The sequence below is a fragment of the Cupriavidus sp. BIS7 genome, from assembly GCF_000292345.1.
Lineage (GTDB): Bacteria > Pseudomonadota > Gammaproteobacteria > Burkholderiales > Burkholderiaceae > Cupriavidus.
In genome coordinates, this window is the sequence record NZ_ALOU01000064.1 from 1 (window position 1) to 18,556 (window position 18,556).

The window sequence follows — 18,556 nt, forward strand, 5'->3', positions numbered from 1 at the left end:
GTGGAAATGGAAGTGCGCGAACTGCTCTCGAAGTACGACTTCCCGGGCGACGACACCCCGATCATCAAGGGTTCGGCCAAGCTGGCGCTGGAAGGCGACAAGGGCGACCTGGGCGAGCAGGCAATCATGCGCCTGGCCGACGCGCTGGACACGTACATCCCGACGCCGGAGCGCGCCGTGGACGGTACGTTCCTGATGCCGGTGGAAGACGTGTTCTCGATCTCGGGCCGCGGTACCGTGGTGACCGGCCGTATCGAGCGTGGCGTGGTGAAGGTCGGTGAGGAAATCGAAATCGTCGGTATCCGTCCGACGGTCAAGACCACCTGCACGGGCGTGGAAATGTTCCGCAAGCTGCTGGACCAGGGTCAAGCTGGCGACAACGTGGGTCTGCTGCTGCGCGGCACGAAGCGCGAAGACGTCGAGCGCGGCCAGGTGCTGTGCAAGCCGGGTTCGATCAAGCCGCACACCCACTTCACCGGTGAGGTGTACATCTTGTCGAAGGACGAAGGTGGCCGTCACACGCCGTTCTTCAACAACTACCGCCCGCAGTTCTACTTCCGTACGACCGACGTGACTGGCTCGATCGAGCTGCCGAAGGACAAGGAAATGGTCATGCCGGGTGACAACGTGTCGATCACCGTCAAGCTGATCGCCCCGATCGCCATGGAAGAAGGTCTGCGCTTCGCTATCCGCGAAGGTGGCCGTACCGTCGGCGCCGGCGTTGTGGCAAAGATCCTCGACTAAGCAACCTTCCTGGGACATGCCTGCGGGCATGTCCCCTATAATCCGGGCCGATGGCCCATCGCTCTTTTAAGGAACAATCATGCAGAACCAGAAGATCCGTATCCGCCTGAAGGCTTTCGACTATCGCCTGATCGACCAGTCGGCCGCCGAAATCGTGGATACCGCCAAGCGTACCGGTGCAATCGTCAAGGGTCCCGTGCCCCTGCCGACCCGTATCCAGCGCTTCGACATCCTGCGTTCGCCGCACGTCAACAAGACCAGCCGCGATCAGTTCGAGATCCGCACTCACCAGCGCCTGATGGACATCGTCGACCCGACCGATAAGACCGTCGACGCGCTGATGAAGCTCGACCTGCCGGCAGGCGTGGACGTCGAGATCAAGGTGTAAATATGTTTCGGGCCGCTCCTGCGGTCTGATGCAGCGAAAACGGCGAACTTCGGTTCGCCGTTTTTGTTTTGTGGCGTTCGCCCCAGTTTTAGCCCGGCTTGCCCCGGTATTAGCCCAGCTTGTCCCGGCTTGCCCCGCTCAGCCTCGACCGCGCCGCCGCAAGGTCTCTCCTGGGCACTCCCCGAATGCGCGCCGATACTCCGCGCTGAATCGTCCAAGGTGGGCGAAACCCCAGCGCAACGCAGCCCCCGTCACCGACGACAACGTCGCGTCATTAAGCAGATCCTGCCGTACCCGTTCCAGCCGCACCGTGCGCAGGTAGGCCATCGGGCTCAGGCCGCGATGCTCGCGGAATCCCGCATACAGGCTGCGCAGGCTGACACCCGCCATCTCCGCCAGCAACGCCGGCGTCACGGCTGTCTCGGCGTGCGCATGGATGTATTCCTCCACCACCTTCACGTGTCGAGGCGCCAGAGGCTTGCCGTGCTCGCGCAACATGTCTGAGAGGCTGTGCGCCTGGCACGTCAGCAGCGTGCCGATCGCCAGCTGTTCCAGCTGGCATGCCGTGAGCGGGTGGCTCGTGGCTTGCGGCGCATGGTCGAGCGTGTCGGCGAGATACTGCACGAGTGATTGCCACGCAGTATTTCGCCACACCATGCCGAGCTGGAAACGCAGCGGCTGGTTCGGTCTGCATCCCAGGTACGCCGAGCAGACGCGCTCCAGTGCACTGCGCTCGACGCGCACGATGAGCTGGTCGTTGTCAGCACTCCAGCGCATCCGCAGCGGTTCGCTCGGTGTCAGCACCGAGGCGATTTCCGTATCGGAGACGACGTGCTGTCCGCCACAGTGAATGTCTGCCTGGCCGGCCATCGGCATCTGTACAAGCAGGAAATCGCCGAGCGGACCCGGGTCGATCGTCACATCGCCGCCATAGCTGAGCCGATTGAAGGAAACCGCGCCGACGGGTACGTGATGCATGCGCGCGTGCAGCGTGCTGCCATGGAGCGTGAGCCGATGAGGCTTGAAGACGGAACTGACCCGGGCGCGCGTGGTGTCAAGGTCGTCCGAATCGAACACCAGCCGTGCAGTGTCGTGAAGCAGGGCACCTGCCAGCGGCGCCGTGGCCGGGGCAGTGGGGGGCATCTGCGGCATGTCTCGCTCCTGGCGGAGCCGGCCCGGGCGCTGCCGCTCATCCGCAGGGAATCACCACCACGGTTAAACGTGCGCGCCACATGATTCCGGCGGCTGTCCGCCGGCTGGCACGGTGCGCAGCGGCGGATTTGCTGCGCACCACTATAGCGGATTCGCTTACATCCCCGGCCCCCCGCTTGAACACGGACACACTTTCCTGCACTAATCGGATAGCCGCTGCACTAGGCGGCTAGTTTGCTGCGGTGCGGGTCTCCCATCATGAAGGCAACGGCGGAGGCGCGTACGGCGGTCATCCCCACAGAATCCTTCAGGAGCAAATGGCATGGGCCAGACTATCCAGATCCACACGCAGGACGGCAGTTTCAGCGGCTATCTCGCCACCCCGGCCGCGGGCAAGGGCCCCGGTATCGTGCTGTGCCAGGAGATCTTCGGGGTCAATGCCACCATGCGGCAGGTGGCGGACTACTACGCCGAGGAAGGCTATACCGTGCTGGTGCCGGACCTGTTCTGGCGTATCGCGCCGGGCATCGAACTCTCCGACCGTGGCGCGGACTTCCAGCGCGCGCTAGGGCTGTATCAGCAGTTTGACGAGGACAAGGGCGTGCAGGACGTTGGTGCAGCACTCGCTGCGCTGCGGCAGCGCCCGGAATGCGCCGGTCATACCGGCGTGCTCGGGTTCTGTCTTGGCGGCAAGCTGGCCTACCTGGCGGCATGCCGGCTGCCGGACGTGGCATGCGCCGTGGGGTACTACGGCGTTGGCATCGAACGTGCATTGGCCGAGGCAGAAAACATCCGCGGTCGATTGGTGCTTCATATCGCGGAACGCGACGGCTTCTGTCCGCCCGAGGCCCAGGCGAAGATCCGCGAAGCACTGGCCGGCCGGCCCGGCGTCGAGCTGTACGTGTATCCGGGCATGGACCACGCCTTCGCACGCGCCGGGGGCGAGCACTTCGACAAGGCTTCGGCGCTGATGGCGCACCAGCGCTCGATCGCGGCTTTGCGCGCCGAAATGGGTCCGCACTATGACTTCTCGGCGCTGTGGGACAAGCACTGCGAGCACGAATTCGCCACGCGCGATGTCGATGCCACCATGGCCACGATGGTGGCCGAACCGTACGTCAACCACATCCCGACGATGACCGGCGGTGTGGGCTACCGCCAACTCAAACGCTTCTACCAGCATCACTTCGTCCACAACAATCCGCCCGACACCACGCTGATCCCGCTGTCGCGCACGATCGGCGCCAGCCAGGTCGTCGACGAGATGCTGTTCTGCTTCACGCACACCTGCGAGATCGACTGGATGCTTCCCGGCGTGCCGCCGACCGGCAAGCGCGTCGAGATCCCGCTGATCGCCATCGTCAAGTTCCGCGGCGACAAGCTCTATCACGAGCACATCTACTGGGACCAGGCCAGCGTGCTGGTGCAGATCGGCGTGCTCGATCCCAAGGGCCTGCCTGTGGCGGGCGTGGAGACAGCGCGCAAGCTGCTGGATGAGTCGCTGCCGTCCAACACGCTGATGACAAGCTGGAGCAAGAGCGAAGGCAAATGACGGGCTGCCCTGTGAGGCGGCCAAACGCAGGGACGGCACGTCAGAGGCCGTCCCGCAAATTAAGAGAGGAGACACCATCATGAAAGGCTTGCAGGACAAGGTTGCGATCGTCACGGGCGGCGCCACGCTGATCGGCGCAGGCGTAGCCCGCGCGTTCATCGAGGCGGGTACGCGCGTGGCGATCCTCGATATCGATGCCGCGGGTGGCGAGCGGGTGGCCGCATCGTTGGGACAGATGGCCATGTTCGTGCCCACGGACATCACGAACGACGATCAGGTCCGCAGCGCCGTGGCGCAGGTGGCCACCCGCTTCGGCGGCGTGGATTTCCTCGTCAACCTGGCCTGCACCTATCTGGATGACGGCTTTCGTTCCACACGTGCCGACTGGCTGTCGGCACTCGATGTGAACGTGGTGTCCGGCGTCATGCTCGCGCAGGCCGTGCATCCACACATGCGCACGCGTGGCGGCGGGGCCATCGTCAACTTCACCAGCATCTCTGCAAACGTCGCGCAGACCGGGCGCTGGCTCTACCCGGTCTCCAAGGCAGCCATGGCGCAACTGACGCGCAGCATGGCGATGGACCTTGCACCGGACCGCATCCGCGTCAATGCCGTATCGCCGGGATGGACCTGGTGTCGGCTGATGGACGAAGTCAGCGGCGGCAACCGCGCGCGCACCGATGCCGTGGCGGCCCCGTTCCACCTGCTTGGCCGCGTCGGCGAACCGGACGAGGTTGCGCAGGTCGTGCTGTTCCTGTGCTCGGACCTCGCCAGCTTCGTTACCGGCGCCGACTACGCGGTGGATGGCGGCTACAGCGCAATGGGCCCCGAACAGAACGTGCCGGCCATCGGCAAGCTGGCCGGCTGAATCGCATTCCGAAAACAGACCACGGAGACAACCATGAGCCAACGTATTGCCATCGTCGGCGCCGGCCAGTCCGGATTGCAAATGGCCCTCGGGCTGCAAGCCAGGGGCTGCCGCGTGACGCTGCTGTCCAATCGCACGGCAGACCAGATTCGCGCAGGCAAGGTGATGTCGAGCCAATGCATGTTCGACCGCGCGCTGCAGACCGAGCGCGATCTTGGTCTCAACTGGTGGGATGACACGTGCCCCCCGGTCGAAGGCATCGGCCTGGCTGTACCCCATCCCGAGCTGCGTGGCGAGAAGGTCATCGATTGGGCCGCACCGCTGCATCGCCCGGCACAGGCTGTGGACCAGCGTTTGAAGATGCCGGCGTGGATGGATGCCTTCGTCGCACGCGGCGGCGACTTGCGCATTGTCGATGTCGGCCTGGACGAACTTGAGACGCTGACTAGCGAGCACGACCTGGTGCTGCTGGCCGCGGGCAAGGGGGAGATCGTCAGCCGATTCGAGCGGGATGCCGCGCGCAGCCCTTTCAATACGCCCCAGCGCGCGCTGGCGCTGACCTATGTCACTGGTATGGCGCCCCGCACGCCGTTCTCACGGGTTTGTTTCAACCTCATTCCCGGCGTGGGCGAGTACTTCGTGTTTCCGGCGCTGACATTGTCCGGGCCGTGCGAGATCATGGTGTTCGAAGGCGTTCCCGGCGGGGACATGGACCGCTGGTCCGATGCGCGCACGCCCGAGGCACACCTCGAGGAGAGCCTGCGCATACTGCGAACCTATCTGCCCTGGGAAGCCGAGCGCTGCGAACGCATTGCGTTGACCGATGCCAACGGCATTCTGTCCGGCCGCTTCGCCCCGACCGTGCGCAAGCCTGTGTTGACCCTGCCGTCTGGCCGATTGGTGTTCGGCATGGCAGACGCCGTGGTCGTCAATGATCCAATCACCGGGCAAGGTTCGAACAATGCCGCCAAATGCTGCAAGGTCTATCTGGATGCCATCCTGGCACATGAAGGCCGTCCATACGACGCGGGCTGGATGAACGCCACGTTCGAGCGGTACTGGCAATACGCGGGCGATGTCGTCAACTGGACCAACTCGCTGCTGACCCCGCCGCCGCCCCATATCCTTGGTCTACTTGGCGCGGCCGGACAATCGCCGTCACTGGCCTCCCGCATCGCCAACGGCTTTGACAACCCGCCTGATTTCTTCCCATGGTGGACCGATCCGATCGCGTGCCAGCAGCTGATCGACCAGCAACTGGCCAAGGCAGCGTGACATGGATCCCGTCACGGAAATCGCAACCGAGCCGAGCGGCGCGCCCGACCCACGCACCCTGCGAAGGGTTTGCGGGCGATTCGCGACTGGCGTGGCGATCATTGGTACGTGCGCGCCCGAGGGCAGGCCGGTAGGGCTGACCGTCAACTCGTTCGCATCGCTATCGCTGGAGCCGCCCCTGATCGTCTGGAGCCTGGCACTGCATTCGCCCAACGCCGGGCTGTTCACGCCGGGCGCTCTCTTCGGCGTGAGCATCCTGCGTGCCGGGCACGACGAACTGGCGCGTCGATTTGCGAAGCCGCAGCCCGACAAGTTCGCGGGCGTGCCGCACCGGCGGTGTCCGCGCGGCGTGCCATACCTTGAAGGGGCGCTCGCGACACTTTCGTGCCGGGTCGAGCGGGCCGATGCTCTCGGCGACCACCTGCTGATCGTCGGTGCAGTGGAGGGGTTGACGGCCTCGGAAGGTGAGCCGCTGGTGTTCTACGGCGGCGATTTCGTCCGTGTTGCGGCCTGAATTGCGTGCTTCGGTGGCCATCGCGCCGCCGCAAGTCGGCTTTGCTCCTCAATTTCGCCGAATCCTGTTGCCGCCCGCTCGATTTCCAGCGCAAAAGGGCAAATGAACTTGCCCTTTCCAAACCGCTGGGTTACATTGTAAGGCTACCCGTTTCTCCGGGTAGCGGGGACCGTTTTGGTCACGCGCAATCTCTTTCGCGCAACCCGCACTCACACAGTTTTCGTGTATCAATCAGCCCCGGCCAATCGCAGCCGGGAATGGAGCAAACCATGAGCCTTGGCCTTGTAGGTCGCAAGGTTGGCATGACCCGTATTTTCACGGACGACGGTGATTCGATTCCCGTTACCGTGGTCGAGGTCGGCGACAACCGCGTGACGCAAATCAAGACGGACGAGACCGACGGTTACACCGCCGTTCAAGTCACCTTTGGCAGCCGACGCGCAAGCCGCGTTACCAAGCCGCTGGCGGGTCATCTCGCCAAAGCCGGTGTGGAAGCTGGCGAAGTCATCAAAGAATTCCGCATCGATGCAGCCAAGGCTGCCGAGCTGCAAGCAGGCAGCTCGCTGTCGGTGGACCTGTTCCAGGTCGGCCAGAAGATCGACGTGCAGGGCGTGACCATCGGTAAGGGCTACGCCGGTACCATCAAGCGCTACCACTTCGCATCGGGTCGTGCCACCCACGGTAACTCGCGTTCGCACAACGTGCCGGGTTCCATCGGTATGGCGCAGGATCCGGGCCGCGTGTTCCCTGGCAAGCGCATGACGGGTCACCTGGGTGATGTTACCCGCACCGTTCAAAACCTCGAGATCGCCAAGATCGACGCAGAGCGCAAGCTGCTGCTGGTCAAGGGCGCCATCCCCGGTTCCAAGGGCGGCAAGGTCATCGTGACCCCGGCCGTCAAGGCCAAAGCTTAAGGAGCGCATGTAATGGAACTCAAGCTCCTCCAGGACAACGGTCAAATCGGCGCCGGCGTTGCCGCGTCTGCCGAAGTGTTCGGCCGTGACTACAACGAAGCCCTCGTTCACCAGATCGTCGTCGCTTACCAGGCCAACGCTCGCAGCGGTAACCGTAAGCAGAAGGATCGTGAAGAGGTCAAGCACACGACCAAGAAGCCGTGGCGCCAGAAGGGTACGGGCCGTGCTCGTGCCGGTATGTCGTCCTCGCCGCTGTGGCGTGGCGGTGGCCGTATCTTCCCGAACTCGCCGGAAGAGAACTTCAGCCAGAAGGTCAACAAGAAGATGTTCCGTGCCGGTATGCGCTCGATTTACTCGCAGCTCGCACGTGAAGGTCGTATCAACGTCGTGGACGGTTTCGCTGTCGATGCGCCCAAGACCAAGCTCTTGGCCGACAAGTTCAAGGCCATGGGCCTGGACTCGGTGCTGATCATCACCGACAGCCTCGACGAAAACCTCTACCTGGCTTCGCGCAATCTGCCGAACGTGGCAGTCGTGGAGCCGCGCCATGCCGATCCCCTGTCGCTCGTGCACTACAAGAAAGTGCTGGTGACGAAGGCGGCTGTCGCGCAGATCGAGGAGTTGCTGAAATGACGCAAGTAGCCAAGAACGATCATCGTTTGATGCAGGTGCTGCTCGCGCCGGTGGTTTCCGAAAAGGCAACCCTGGTCGCCGACAAGAATGAACAGGTCGTGTTCGAAGTGGCTCGCGATGCCAACAAGGCAGAAGTGAAGGCCGCCGTCGAACTGCTGTTCAAGGTCGAGGTGCAGTCCGTTCAGATCCTGAACCAGAAGGGCAAGCAAAAGCGCTTTGGCCGCTTCATGGGCCGTCGCAACCACGTGAAGAAGGCATACGTGTCGCTGAAGCCGGGTCAGGAAATCAATTTTGAAGCGGAGGCCAAGTAATCATGGCACTCGTCAAGACCAAGCCGACTTCCCCGGGTCGTCGCTCGATGGTGAAGGTCGTCAACAAGGACCTTCACAAGGGCGCCCCGCACGCTCCGCTGCTGGAAAAGCAATTCCAGAAGTCGGGTCGTAACAACAACGGTCACATCACCACCCGCCACAAGGGCGGTGGTCATAAGCACCACTACCGCGTGGTCGACTTCAAGCGTAACGACAAGGACGGCATCGCCGCCAAGGTCGAGCGCCTGGAATACGATCCGAACCGCAGCGCGAACATCGCGCTGGTGCTGTTCGCCGACGGCGAGCGCCGCTACATCATCGCCACGAAGGGCATGGTGGCCGGCCAGCCGCTGATGAACGGCTCGGAAGCGCCGATCAAGGCCGGTAACAACCTGCCGATCCGCAATATCCCGGTCGGTACCACGATCAACAACGTCGAAATCCTGCCTGGCAAGGGCGCGCAAGTTGCGCGTGCTGCTGGTGGCTCCGCCGTGCTGCTGGCCCGTGAAGGCCTGTACGCTCAGGTTCGTCTGCGCTCCGGTGAAGTGCGTCGCGTGCATATCGAATGCCGCGCCACCATCGGTGAAGTGGGCAACGAAGAGCACAGCCTGCGCGTGATCGGCAAGGCCGGTGCAACGCGCTGGCGCGGTATTCGCCCGACCGTTCGCGGTGTGGTGATGAACCCGGTCGACCACCCGCATGGTGGTGGTGAAGGCAAGACCGCTGCTGGTCGCGATCCTGTGTCGCCGTGGGGTACCCCGGCCAAGGGCTACCGTACCCGCAGCAACAAGCGCACGGACAGCATGATCGTCCAGCGTCGCCACAAGCGCTAATCGGTAGGTAGGAGCTAAAGATATGACTCGTTCCGCAAAAAAGGGTCCGTTCTGCGACGGCCACCTGCTGAAGAAGGTGGAAGCAGCCGTTGGCGGCAAGGACAAGAAGCCCATCAAGACATGGTCGCGTCGTTCGACCATTCTGCCGGACTTCATCGGCCTGACGATCGCCGTGCACAACGGCCGTCAACACGTGCCGGTGTACGTGACGGAAAACATGGTTGGCCACAAGCTCGGCGAATTTGCGATCACCCGCACGTTCAAGGGCCACGCGGCTGACAAGAAAGCGAAGAGGTAAGGTGCCATCATGGAAGTGAAAGCGATTCATCGCGGTGCCCGTATCTCCGCCCAGAAGACGCGTCTGGTCGCTGACCAGATCCGCGGTCTGCCGATTGAGCGCGCGCTCAACGTCCTGGCTTTCAGCCCGAAGAAGGCTGCCGGGATCGTGAAGAAGGTGGTCGAATCGGCCATCGCCAACGCCGAGCACAACGAAGGCGCCGACATCGACGAACTGAAGGTCAAATCGATCTTCGTCGACAAGGCAACCTCGCTCAAGCGCTTCACCGCACGGGCGAAGGGCCGCGGCAACCGCATCGAGAAACAAACTTGTCACATCACTGTGACGCTCGGCAACTAAGGAGTCACGATGGGACAGAAGATTCATCCGACTGGCTTCCGTCTGGCCGTCAGCCGTAACTGGGCTTCGCGTTGGTACGCCAACAACACGAAGTTCGCCGGCATGCTGAAAGAAGACATCGAGGTTCGCGAGTTTCTGAAGAAGAAGCTCAAGAACGCTTCGGTTGGCCGTGTTGTGATCGAGCGTCCGGCCCGTAATGCACGTATCACCATTTACAGCTCGCGTCCGGGCGTGGTGATCGGCAAGAAGGGTGAGGACATCGAACTGCTCAAGGCCGAGCTGCAACGTCGCATGGGCGTGCCCGTGCACGTGAACATCGAGGAAATCCGCAAGCCGGAAACCGATGCGCAGCTGATCGCCGACTCGATCACGCAGCAGCTCGAGCGCCGCATCATGTTCCGTCGCGCCATGAAGCGCGCGATGCAGAACGCCATGCGTCTGGGTGCCCAGGGCATCAAGATCATGAGCTCGGGCCGTCTGAACGGTATCGAAATCGCACGTACCGAGTGGTACCGCGAAGGCCGTGTGCCCCTGCACACCCTGCGCGCCGACATCGACTACGGCTTCTCCGAAGCCGAAACCACCTACGGCATCATCGGTGTCAAGGTGTGGGTCTACAAGGGTGATCACCTGGGCCGCAACGACGCGCCCGTGGTGGAAGAGCCGCAAGAAGACCGTCGTCGTCGCCCGGGTCGTCCGGAAGGCCGTCGCCGCGAAGGTGAAGGCCGTCCGGCTGGCAACCGCCGCGGTGGTGCCGGTGCTGGTCGTCGTGCTGCGCCTGGCGCAGATACGAAGAGTGGAGAATAACAATGCTGCAACCGAAGCGTAGGAAGTATCGCAAGGAGCAGAAGGGCCGCAACACGGGTAAGGCTACCCGTGGTAACGCCGTGTCTTTTGGCGAATTCGGCCTGAAGGCAATGGGCCGTGGCCGTCTGACCGCTCGTCAGATCGAGTCGGCACGTCGTGCGATGACCCGTCACATCAAGCGTGGCGGCCGCATCTGGATCCGGATTTTCCCGGACAAGCCGATCTCGAAGAAGCCTGCCGAAGTCCGTATGGGTAACGGTAAGGGCAACCCGGAATACTACGTGGCTGAAATTCAGCCGGGCAAGATGCTGTACGAAATGGATGGCGTGAGCGAAGAGCTGGCGCGTGAGGCGTTCCGCCTCGCGGCCGCCAAGCTGCCGATCGCCACGAATTTCGTGGTGCGTCAGGTCGGTACGTAAGGAGAGTTAGGGATGAAAGCATCCGAACTGCGCGGCAAGGACGCCGCTGGTCTGAACCAGGAGCTCTCCGAGCTGCTGAAGGCCCAATTTAGCCTGCGCATGCAAAAGGCCACCCAACAGCTGCAGAACACCAGCCAGCTGAAGAAGGTGCGCCGCGACATCGCGCGCGTGCAAACCGTGCTGACCGAGAAGGCGAACGCGAAATGACTGAAGCTGCGAAGACTGAAACGTCGCTTCGCCGGACCCTCGTGGGCCGTGTCGTGAGCGACAAAATGGACAAGACCGTGACGGTCCTGATCGAAAACCGCGTCAAGCACCCCCTGTACGGCAAGTACGTGCTGCGTTCGAAGAAGTACCACGCACACGACGAAGCCAACCAGTACAAGGAAGGCGACAAGGTCGAGATCCAGGAAACCCGTCCGCTGTCGCGGACCAAGTCCTGGGTGGTTTCCCGGCTGGTAGAAGCTGCGCGCGTCATCTAAGTACAACAGTGCTTTGATGACTTGCAAGTCCAGGATTGTGTTGCTATAATCCTGGACTTCCGCTTTGTTGCGTTCGCCTTTGCAGTATCACCAGGGCGGGCCGATGGAGCGAGCCAGGGCCTGGCATCCCGTAGTCTCGGGGTAACAGGCACTACCGACTTCCAAGTTGATCAACCCAAGCGGTATGGGCGCAATGCCAGGTACCGACGGGACCAAGACTGACCGGCAGGCTTCACATCAGAAGGTCTGGCCGATTAAGTTGGGAAGATAACACCATGATTCAGACAGAAAGCCGGCTCGAAGTGGCCGATAACACTGGTGCGCGCGAAGTGCTGTGCATCAAGGTACTGGGTGGGTCCAAGCGCCGCTATGCGAGCGTGGGCGACATCATCAAAGTGACCGTGAAGGACGCAGCGCCGCGCGGTCGCGTGAAGAAGGGCGACATCTACAACGCAGTCGTCGTGCGTACCGCCAAGGGCGTGCGCCGCGCTGACGGTTCGCTCGTCAAGTTCGACAGCAACGCCGCTGTCCTGCTGAACAACAAGCTCGAGCCGATCGGCACCCGTATCTTCGGGCCGGTGACTCGTGAACTCCGTACCGAGCGCTTCATGAAGATCGTGTCGCTCGCTCCGGAAGTGCTGTAAGGAGCCGCCATGAACAAGATTCGCAAAGGCGACGAAGTTATCGTGCTGACCGGCAAGGACAAGGGCAAGCGCGGTACGGTGCAAGCAGTGCAGGGTGACAAGGTCGTGGTTGAAGGCGTGAACGTTGCCAAGAAGCACGCTCGCCCGAACCCGATGCTGGGCACGACCGGCGGTGTGGTCGACAAGCTGATGCCGCTGCATATTTCCAACGTTGCGCTCGTAGATGCCAATGGCAAGCCGTCGCGCATCGGTATCAAGGTCGAAGAAGGCAAGCGCGTGCGCGTGCTGAAGACGACCGGTGCCGTACTGGCCGCTTGATTCTGGGCACAGATAGGAGTTGAGCATGACAGCACGTCTGCAAGAGTTTTACAAAGAACAAGTTGTGCCGGCGCTGATGAAGCAGTTCGGCTACAAGTCGGTCATGGAAGTGCCGCGCTTCACCAAGATCACGCTGAACATGGGTCTGGGCGAAGCGATCAATGACAAGAAGGTCATTGAACTGGCCGTTGGCGACCTGACCAAGATTGCTGGTCAGAAGCCCGTGGTGACGAAGGCCAAGAAGGCCATCGCCGGCTTCAAGATCCGTCAGGGCTACCCCATCGGTGCGATGGTGACCCTGCGCGGTGAGCGTATGTTCGAATTCCTCGATCGTTTCGTGACCGTGGCACTGCCGCGCGTGCGTGACTTCCGTGGTGTGTCGGGCCGTTCGTTCGACGGTCGTGGCAACTACAACATCGGTGTGAAAGAGCAGATCATTTTCCCCGAAATCGAGTACGACAAGATCGACGCACTGCGTGGTCTGAACATCAGCATCACGACGACGGCTAAGAACGACGAGGAAGCCAAGGCTCTCCTGAACGCGTTCAAGTTCCCGTTCCGTAATTAAGGGGTAACCGTGGCTAAACTGGCTCTGATTGAACGTGAGAAGAAGCGCGCAAAGCTCGTGGCGAAGTACGCCGACAAGCGCGCAAACCTCAAGGCCATTATTGACGACCAAGAAAAGTCGGAAGAAGAGCGTTATCTGGCGCGCCTCGAGCTGCAAAAGCTCCCGCGCAACGCTAACCCGACCCGCCAGCGTAACCGCTGCGCGATCACCGGTCGTCCCCGCGGTACCTTCCGCAAGTTTGGCCTGGCGCGTAACAAGATCCGCGAAATCGCCTTCAAGGGCGAAATCCCGGGTCTGACGAAAGCCAGCTGGTAATTACGCACAGGCTACAGGAGAAACAGTATGAGCATGAGCGATCCTATCGCCGATATGCTGACGCGCATCCGCAACGCCCAGGGCGTGCAGAAGGCGTCGGTGGTCATGCCCTCGTCGAAACTGAAGGTTGCGATCGCCAAGGTCCTCAAGGACGAAGGCTACGTCGACGACTACTCGGTGCAGGAAGATGGCGGCAAGGCGCAATTGACCATTGGTCTGAAGTACTACGCCGGCCGTCCGGTCATCGAGCGCATTGAGCGCGTCTCGAAGCCCGGCCTGCGCGTGTACAAGGGCCGCAGCGACATCCCCCAAGTGATGAACGGCCTGGGTGTGGCGATCATCTCGACCCCGCAGGGTCTGATGACCGACCGCAAGGCACGTGCCACTGGCGTGGGCGGTGAAGTTCTCTGCTACGTCGCGTAAGGAGCAAACATGTCCCGTGTAGGTAAGGCTCCCATCGCGCTGCCGAAAGGCGCAGAAGTGAACGTGGCGGCTGGCGTGCTCTCCGTGAAGGGCCCGCTTGGTACGCTGACTCAGCCGATTCACAACCTGGTCAAGGTCAATGTTGCCGACGGCACGCTGACGTTCGCCCCGGCTGACGAATCGCGTGAAGCAAACGCCCTGCAAGGCACCATGCGCGCCCTGGCGGCCAACATGGTCAAGGGCGTGACCACCGGTTTCGAGCGCAAGCTGACGCTGGTTGGCGTGGGTTACCGCGCTCAACTGCAAGGCGCTGCGCTGAAGCTCCAGCTTGGTTTCTCGCACGACGTGATCCATGAGATGCCGGAAGGCGTGAAGGCGGAAACGCCGACGCAGACCGAGATCATCATCAAGGGTGCGGACAAGCAGAAAGTCGGTCAGGTTGCCGCGGAAGTTCGCGCGTACCGTCCGCCTGAGCCCTATAAGGGCAAGGGTGTTCGCTACGCCGACGAGCGTGTCATCCTGAAGGAAACCAAGAAGAAGTAAGGGGTGCAATGATGAACAAGAAAGACGCTCGTTTGCGCCGTGCACGTCAGACCCGCGCCAAAATCGCGGAACTGAAAGTCAATCGTCTGACCGTGTTCCGTACGAATACGCATATTTACGCTCAGGTGTACTCGCCGTGCGGCACGCAAGTGCTGGCTTCGGCTTCGACCGCCGAGGCAGAAGTGCGCAAGGAACTGAATGGCAACGGCGCTACCGTCGCTGCCGCCACCGTGGTGGGCAAGCGCGTTGCCGAGAAGGCAAAGGCTGCCGGCGTGGAAACCGTCGCGTTCGATCGCGCTGGCTTCCGCTTCCACGGCCGCGTGAAGGCCCTGGCTGACGCTGCGCGCGAAGCCGGCCTCAAGTTCTAAGCGCTCACAGAGAGATACGTCATGGCAAAGATGCAAGCAAAAGTCCAACAGGACGAACGCGACGACGGCCTCCGCGAGAAGATGATCTCGGTCAACCGTGTCACCAAGGTGGTGAAGGGTGGCCGTATCCTCGGTTTCGCTGCGCTGACCGTGGTGGGTGACGGCGATGGCCGCATCGGCATGGGCAAGGGCAAGGCCAAGGAAGTTCCGGTGGCCGTGCAGAAGGCAATGGACGAAGCCCGTCGCAAGATGGTCAAGGTCGCGCTGAAGAACGGCACGCTGCAACATGAAGTCGTTGGTCGTCACGGCGCCGCCAAGGTCCTGATGATGCCCGCCAAGGAAGGTACCGGCGTGATCGCCGGCGGCCCGATGCGCGCAATCTTCGAAGTGATGGGTGTGACGAACGTGGTGACCAAGTCGCACGGTTCGACGAACCCTTACAACATGGTTCGCGCCACCCTCGATGGTCTGGCCAAGATGAGCACGCCGGCGGAAATCGCCGCCAAGCGTGGCAAGTCGGTCGAAGACATCCTCGGCTAAGGTGAACGAAATGTCGCAGAAAACCGTAAAAGTGCAACTCGTGCGCAGCCTGATCGGCACGCGCGAGGATCATCGCGCCACCGTTCGTGGTCTGGGCCTGCGTCGTCTGAACTCCGTTTCGGAGCTGCAGGACACGCCCGCCGTGCGCGGCATGATCAACAAGGTCTCGTACCTGGTCAAGGTTCTGGCCTGATCGGGACTTGGAGAGCAACATGCAACTGAACAACCTGAAACCGGCTGACGGTTCGAAGCACGCCAAGCGTCGCGTCGGCCGCGGTATCGGCTCCGGCCTGGGCAAGACGGCTGGTCGCGGTCACAAGGGTCAGAAGTCGCGTTCGGGCGGCTTCCACAAGGTGGGTTTCGAAGGCGGTCAAATGCCGCTGTATCGTCGCCTGCCGAAGCGTGGTTTCACCTCGCTGACCAAGGCCTTCACCGCTGAAGTGACCCTGCGTGACATCGAACGCCTGGAAGCTGCTGAAGTGGACCTGCTGGTCCTGAAGCAAGCTGGCCTGGTGGGCGAGCTGGTCAAGAGCGCAAAGGTCATCAAGGCCGGTGAGCTGACCCGCAAGGTGACGATCAAGGGTCTGGGCGCCACCGCTGGCGCCAAGGCTGCGATCGAAGCCGCTGGCGGCCAGATCGCAGCGTAATTACGCAGTAGCATTCGCAGCATAGGCGAAGTCACAGTCGGAGCATCGTTTGGCCACGGCGAAACCCAATGCAAGCGCGCAAGCCAGGAACACGGCGAAGTACGGCGATCTCAAGCGCCGGCTGATGTTCCTGGTGCTGGCCCTGATCGTTTACCGCATCGGTGCACATATTCCGGTGCCGGGGATCGATCCGGACCAGCTTGCGAAGCTTTTCCAGTCTCAGTCGGGTGGCATCCTCGGGATGTTCAACCTGTTCTCGGGCGGTGCGCTGTCGCGCTTTACCGTCTTCGCGCTCGGCATCATGCCGTACATCTCGGCGTCGATCATCATGCAGTTGCTGACGATCGTGCTGCCGCAGCTGGAGTCGCTGAAGAAGGAAGGGCAGGCAGGGCAACGCAAGATTACGCAGTACACGCGCTACGGCACCGTGGTTCTGGCCACGTTCCAGGCGCTGTCGATTGCGGTTGCGCTGGAATCGCAGCCGGGCCTCGTGCTCGATCCTGGTCTGATGTTCCGGGCCACGGCCGTGATCACGCTGGTAACCGGCACGATGTTCCTGATGTGGCTGGGTGAGCAGATCACCGAGCGTGGTCTGGGCAACGGCATCTCGATCATCATCTTTGGCGGTATCGCGGCGGGCCTGCCCAACGCGATCGGCGGACTGTTCGAACTGGTCCGCACGGGTTCCATGAGCATCATCGCGGCGATCATGATCGTGGCGATCATTGCTGGTGTGACCTTCGCCGTGGTGTTTATCGAGCGCGGCCAGCGCAAGATCCTGGTGAACTATGCCAAGCGTCAGGTCGGCAACAAGGTGTACGGCGGTCAGTCGTCGCACCTGCCGCTGAAGCTGAACATGGCAGGGGTGATTCCGCCGATCTTTGCATCGTCGATCATTCTGTTCCCGGCGACGATTGCAGGCTGGTTCACGTCGGACTCGACGAGTGCGGTAGGTCGGTTCATCAAGGACCTGGCTGCCACGCTGTCGCCGGGTCAGCCGGTGTACATCCTGCTGTATGCGACTGCGATTGTTTTCTTCTGCTTCTTCTATACGGCTCTGGTGTACAACAGCCGGGAAGTGGCGGATAACCTGAAAAAGAGTGGTGCCTTCATTCCGGGCATCCGTCCGGGCGAGCAAACGACGCGCTATATCGACAAGATCCTGGTGCGCCTGACGCTGGCTGGTGCGATTTACATCACACTGGTCTGCCTGTTGCCGGAATTCCTGGTGCTGCGCTGGAACGTTCCGTTTTATTTCGGCGGAACCTCGCTGCTGATCATCGTGGTCGTCACGATGGACTTCATGGCGCAGGTACAGTCCTATGTCATGTCGCAGCAGTATGAGTCGCTGCTGAAGAAGGCGAATTTCAAGGGTAACCTGACCTTGCGTTAAAAATGGTAGGTCGGGACAGGCTCAGGTATGGCAAAAGACGACGTCATCCAGATGCACGGGGAGGTCCTGGAAAATCTCCCCAACGCGACGTTCCGTATCAAGCTTGAGAACGGCCACGTAGTACTGGGCCATATCTCCGGCAAGATGCGAATGAACTACATCCGGATTCTTCCGGGTGACAAGGTGACTGTCGAGCTGACCCCATATGATCTGTCACGCGCACGCATCGTCTTCCGGACGAAGTGAAGCGAACAGGAATTGAAGGAAGAGGAAAATCATGAAAGTGCTGGCTTCTGTTAAGCGCATTTGCCGCAACTGCAAAATCATCAAGCGCAACGGTGTCGTGCGCGTGATCTGCTCGTCGGATCCCCGCCACAAGCAACGCCAAGGCTAATCGGAAAGAGGATTGACGAATGGCACGTATCGCAGGGGTTAACATCCCGAACCACAAGCACACCGAAATCGGCCTGACGGCTATTTACGGTGTCGGCCGCTCGCGCGCCCGCAAGATTTGCGAGGCCACCGGTGTACCGTTTGACAAGAAGGTCAAGGATCTGACCGACGCCGACCTGGAAAAGCTTCGTGACGAAGTTGGCAAGGTCACGGTCGAGGGTGACCTGCGTCGTGAAACCACGATGAACATCAAGCGTCTGATGGACCTTGGTTGCTATCGTGGCATGCGTCACCGCAAGGGTCTGCCGATGCGCGGTCAGCGTACCCGCACCAACGCCCGTACCCGCAAGGGTCCGCGCAAGGCCGGCGTGGCACTGAAGAAGTAAAGCCGAAGGCATAGGAAGAAACGAATGGCAAAAGGTCCGAATAACGCCGCCCAGCGCGCGCGTAAGAAGGTCAAGAAGAACGTTGCCGACGGCATCGCGCACGTCCACGCTTCGTTCAACAACACCATCATCACGATCACCGACCGTCAGGGCAACGCCCTGTCGTGGGCGACCGCCGGTGGCCAGGGCTTCAAGGGTTCGCGCAAGTCGACCCCGTTCGCTGCCCAGGTTGCTGCTGAGAACGCAGGCCGTGTTGCGCAAGACCAGGGTATCAAGAACCTGGAAGTGCGTATCAAGGGCCCGGGTCCCGGCCGTGAATCGGCTGTCCGTGCGCTGAACGCGCTGGGCATCAAGATCGCCGTGATCGAAGATGTGACGCCGGTGCCGCACAACGGCTGCCGTCCGCCGAAGCGCCGCCGTATCTAAGCGCCAGGCTTGCCGAAGAATAGCGAGGGGTTATGCCCTCGCCTTCGGACTGTGGTAGTATCG

General features: G+C 61.7%; 32 protein-coding genes. 31 read left to right on the forward strand and 1 reads right to left on the reverse strand.

Going from position 1 to position 18,556, the window contains the following annotated elements; translation table 11 throughout:
• Positions 1 to 744: EF-Tu/IF-2/RF-3 family GTPase (locus B552_RS0120910; protein WP_019447976.1), on the forward strand; the 744-nt coding region annotated here is incomplete at its 5' end.
• A gap of 79 nt (positions 745 to 823) precedes the next feature.
• Complete coding sequence (rpsJ, locus tag B552_RS0120915; RefSeq protein WP_006160488.1) at positions 824 to 1,132, forward strand: 30S ribosomal protein S10; 309 nt, start codon at positions 824 to 826, stop codon at positions 1,130 to 1,132.
• 138 nt (positions 1,133 to 1,270) lie between these two features.
• Here rpsJ and B552_RS0120920 read toward each other — a convergent pair whose 3' ends face one another.
• Positions 1,271 to 2,284, reverse strand: coding sequence for an AraC family transcriptional regulator (locus B552_RS0120920; RefSeq protein ID WP_019451014.1), 1,014 nt, complete (start codon positions 2,282 to 2,284; stop codon positions 1,271 to 1,273).
• 322 nt (positions 2,285 to 2,606) lie between these two features.
• On the opposite strand from B552_RS0120920, the gene B552_RS0120925 reads away from it, so the two are divergent.
• From B552_RS0120925 to rpsK, 29 genes are all read left to right on the forward strand, one after another.
• Positions 2,607 to 3,836 carry a dienelactone hydrolase family protein gene (locus tag B552_RS0120925; protein ID WP_019451015.1) on the forward strand — a complete coding sequence of 410 codons (1,230 nt, stop codon included), beginning with the start codon at positions 2,607 to 2,609 and terminating at the stop codon, positions 3,834 to 3,836.
• A 79-nt stretch (positions 3,837 to 3,915) separates the two neighbouring features.
• A complete protein-coding gene (locus tag B552_RS0120930; protein ID WP_019451016.1) occupies positions 3,916 to 4,704 on the forward strand; it encodes an SDR family oxidoreductase in 789 nt (262 codons plus the stop codon).
• Between the two features lie 33 nt (positions 4,705 to 4,737).
• Positions 4,738 to 5,979: a styrene monooxygenase/indole monooxygenase family protein gene (locus B552_RS0120935; RefSeq protein WP_019451017.1), complete on the forward strand. Its 1,242-nt coding sequence runs from the start codon at positions 4,738 to 4,740 to the stop codon at positions 5,977 to 5,979.
• A 1-nt stretch (position 5,980) separates the two neighbouring features.
• On the forward strand, positions 5,981 to 6,493 hold the full coding sequence (locus tag B552_RS0120940) for a flavin reductase family protein (protein WP_019451018.1): 513 nt from the start codon (positions 5,981 to 5,983) through the stop codon (positions 6,491 to 6,493).
• A gap of 269 nt (positions 6,494 to 6,762) precedes the next feature.
• On the forward strand, positions 6,763 to 7,407 hold the full coding sequence (rplC, locus tag B552_RS0120945; RefSeq protein WP_019451019.1) for a 50S ribosomal protein L3: 645 nt from the start codon (positions 6,763 to 6,765) through the stop codon (positions 7,405 to 7,407).
• Positions 7,408 to 7,419: 12 nt separating this feature from the next.
• Positions 7,420 to 8,040: a 50S ribosomal protein L4 gene (rplD, locus tag B552_RS0120950; RefSeq protein ID WP_019451020.1), complete on the forward strand. Its 621-nt coding sequence runs from the start codon at positions 7,420 to 7,422 to the stop codon at positions 8,038 to 8,040.
• Positions 8,037 to 8,351 carry a 50S ribosomal protein L23 gene (gene rplW, locus B552_RS0120955; RefSeq protein ID WP_006576245.1) on the forward strand — a complete coding sequence of 105 codons (315 nt, stop codon included), beginning with the start codon at positions 8,037 to 8,039 and terminating at the stop codon, positions 8,349 to 8,351. The genes rplD and rplW overlap by 4 nt, the downstream gene beginning before the upstream one ends.
• 2 nt (positions 8,352 to 8,353) lie before the next feature.
• Complete coding sequence (gene rplB / locus B552_RS0120960; protein WP_019451021.1) at positions 8,354 to 9,184, forward strand: 50S ribosomal protein L2; 831 nt, start codon at positions 8,354 to 8,356, stop codon at positions 9,182 to 9,184.
• A 22-nt stretch (positions 9,185 to 9,206) separates the two neighbouring features.
• On the forward strand, positions 9,207 to 9,482 hold the full coding sequence (rpsS, locus tag B552_RS0120965) for a 30S ribosomal protein S19 (RefSeq protein WP_008642928.1): 276 nt from the start codon (positions 9,207 to 9,209) through the stop codon (positions 9,480 to 9,482).
• A gap of 9 nt (positions 9,483 to 9,491) precedes the next feature.
• Positions 9,492 to 9,821: a 50S ribosomal protein L22 gene (gene rplV, locus B552_RS0120970; RefSeq protein WP_019451022.1), complete on the forward strand. Its 330-nt coding sequence runs from the start codon at positions 9,492 to 9,494 to the stop codon at positions 9,819 to 9,821.
• 9 nt (positions 9,822 to 9,830) lie between these two features.
• The gene (gene rpsC / locus B552_RS0120975) at positions 9,831 to 10,628 is read left to right on the forward strand and encodes a 30S ribosomal protein S3 (protein ID WP_019451023.1); all 798 of its coding nucleotides are present in this window, start codon (positions 9,831 to 9,833) and stop codon (positions 10,626 to 10,628) included.
• A gap of 2 nt (positions 10,629 to 10,630) precedes the next feature.
• Positions 10,631 to 11,047 (forward strand): 50S ribosomal protein L16, encoded by a 417-nt coding sequence (rplP, locus tag B552_RS0120980; protein WP_006576240.1) that lies wholly within the window; start codon positions 10,631 to 10,633, stop codon positions 11,045 to 11,047.
• 12 nt (positions 11,048 to 11,059) lie between these two features.
• Positions 11,060 to 11,254 (forward strand): 50S ribosomal protein L29, encoded by a 195-nt coding sequence (rpmC, locus tag B552_RS0120985; protein WP_019451024.1) that lies wholly within the window; start codon positions 11,060 to 11,062, stop codon positions 11,252 to 11,254.
• Positions 11,251 to 11,529 (forward strand): 30S ribosomal protein S17, encoded by a 279-nt coding sequence (gene rpsQ / locus B552_RS0120990; protein WP_008642939.1) that lies wholly within the window; start codon positions 11,251 to 11,253, stop codon positions 11,527 to 11,529. The genes rpmC and rpsQ overlap by 4 nt, the downstream gene beginning before the upstream one ends.
• A gap of 275 nt (positions 11,530 to 11,804) precedes the next feature.
• Positions 11,805 to 12,173 carry a 50S ribosomal protein L14 gene (gene rplN / locus B552_RS0120995; protein WP_019451025.1) on the forward strand — a complete coding sequence of 123 codons (369 nt, stop codon included), beginning with the start codon at positions 11,805 to 11,807 and terminating at the stop codon, positions 12,171 to 12,173.
• 9 nt (positions 12,174 to 12,182) lie between these two features.
• Positions 12,183 to 12,491, forward strand: a complete 309-nt coding sequence (gene rplX / locus B552_RS0121000; protein WP_019451026.1) for a 50S ribosomal protein L24 — start codon at positions 12,183 to 12,185, stop codon at positions 12,489 to 12,491.
• Between the two features lie 25 nt (positions 12,492 to 12,516).
• On the forward strand, positions 12,517 to 13,059 hold the full coding sequence (rplE, locus tag B552_RS0121005) for a 50S ribosomal protein L5 (protein WP_019451027.1): 543 nt from the start codon (positions 12,517 to 12,519) through the stop codon (positions 13,057 to 13,059).
• Between the two features lie 9 nt (positions 13,060 to 13,068).
• On the forward strand, positions 13,069 to 13,374 hold the full coding sequence (rpsN, locus tag B552_RS0121010) for a 30S ribosomal protein S14 (RefSeq protein ID WP_008642942.1): 306 nt from the start codon (positions 13,069 to 13,071) through the stop codon (positions 13,372 to 13,374).
• 27 nt (positions 13,375 to 13,401) lie between these two features.
• A complete protein-coding gene (rpsH, locus tag B552_RS0121015) occupies positions 13,402 to 13,797 on the forward strand; it encodes a 30S ribosomal protein S8 (protein ID WP_019451029.1) in 396 nt (131 codons plus the stop codon).
• A gap of 9 nt (positions 13,798 to 13,806) precedes the next feature.
• Positions 13,807 to 14,340 carry a 50S ribosomal protein L6 gene (gene rplF, locus B552_RS0121020; protein WP_019451030.1) on the forward strand — a complete coding sequence of 178 codons (534 nt, stop codon included), beginning with the start codon at positions 13,807 to 13,809 and terminating at the stop codon, positions 14,338 to 14,340.
• An 11-nt stretch (positions 14,341 to 14,351) separates the two neighbouring features.
• A complete protein-coding gene (rplR, locus tag B552_RS0121025) occupies positions 14,352 to 14,708 on the forward strand; it encodes a 50S ribosomal protein L18 (protein WP_026035889.1) in 357 nt (118 codons plus the stop codon).
• Positions 14,709 to 14,729: 21 nt separating this feature from the next.
• Positions 14,730 to 15,248 (forward strand): 30S ribosomal protein S5, encoded by a 519-nt coding sequence (gene rpsE / locus B552_RS0121030; protein WP_019451032.1) that lies wholly within the window; start codon positions 14,730 to 14,732, stop codon positions 15,246 to 15,248.
• 10 nt (positions 15,249 to 15,258) lie between these two features.
• Positions 15,259 to 15,441 (forward strand): 50S ribosomal protein L30, encoded by a 183-nt coding sequence (rpmD, locus tag B552_RS0121035; RefSeq protein WP_008642953.1) that lies wholly within the window; start codon positions 15,259 to 15,261, stop codon positions 15,439 to 15,441.
• A gap of 19 nt (positions 15,442 to 15,460) precedes the next feature.
• A complete protein-coding gene (gene rplO / locus B552_RS0121040; RefSeq protein ID WP_019451033.1) occupies positions 15,461 to 15,895 on the forward strand; it encodes a 50S ribosomal protein L15 in 435 nt (144 codons plus the stop codon).
• Between the two features lie 49 nt (positions 15,896 to 15,944).
• The gene (gene secY / locus B552_RS0121045) at positions 15,945 to 17,288 is read left to right on the forward strand and encodes a preprotein translocase subunit SecY (RefSeq protein ID WP_019451034.1); all 1,344 of its coding nucleotides are present in this window, start codon (positions 15,945 to 15,947) and stop codon (positions 17,286 to 17,288) included.
• Between the two features lie 27 nt (positions 17,289 to 17,315).
• Positions 17,316 to 17,534 (forward strand): translation initiation factor IF-1, encoded by a 219-nt coding sequence (gene infA / locus B552_RS0121050; RefSeq protein WP_019451035.1) that lies wholly within the window; start codon positions 17,316 to 17,318, stop codon positions 17,532 to 17,534.
• 31 nt (positions 17,535 to 17,565) lie between these two features.
• Positions 17,566 to 17,682, forward strand: coding sequence for a 50S ribosomal protein L36 (gene rpmJ / locus B552_RS0121055; protein WP_008642959.1), 117 nt, complete (start codon positions 17,566 to 17,568; stop codon positions 17,680 to 17,682).
• A gap of 19 nt (positions 17,683 to 17,701) precedes the next feature.
• Positions 17,702 to 18,067 carry a 30S ribosomal protein S13 gene (gene rpsM / locus B552_RS0121060; protein WP_010812377.1) on the forward strand — a complete coding sequence of 122 codons (366 nt, stop codon included), beginning with the start codon at positions 17,702 to 17,704 and terminating at the stop codon, positions 18,065 to 18,067.
• A gap of 24 nt (positions 18,068 to 18,091) precedes the next feature.
• Entirely contained in the window at positions 18,092 to 18,493 is a 402-nt protein-coding gene (gene rpsK / locus B552_RS0121065; RefSeq protein WP_008642963.1) for a 30S ribosomal protein S11, read from the forward strand.
• The last annotated feature ends 63 nt before the right edge of the window (positions 18,494 to 18,556 follow it).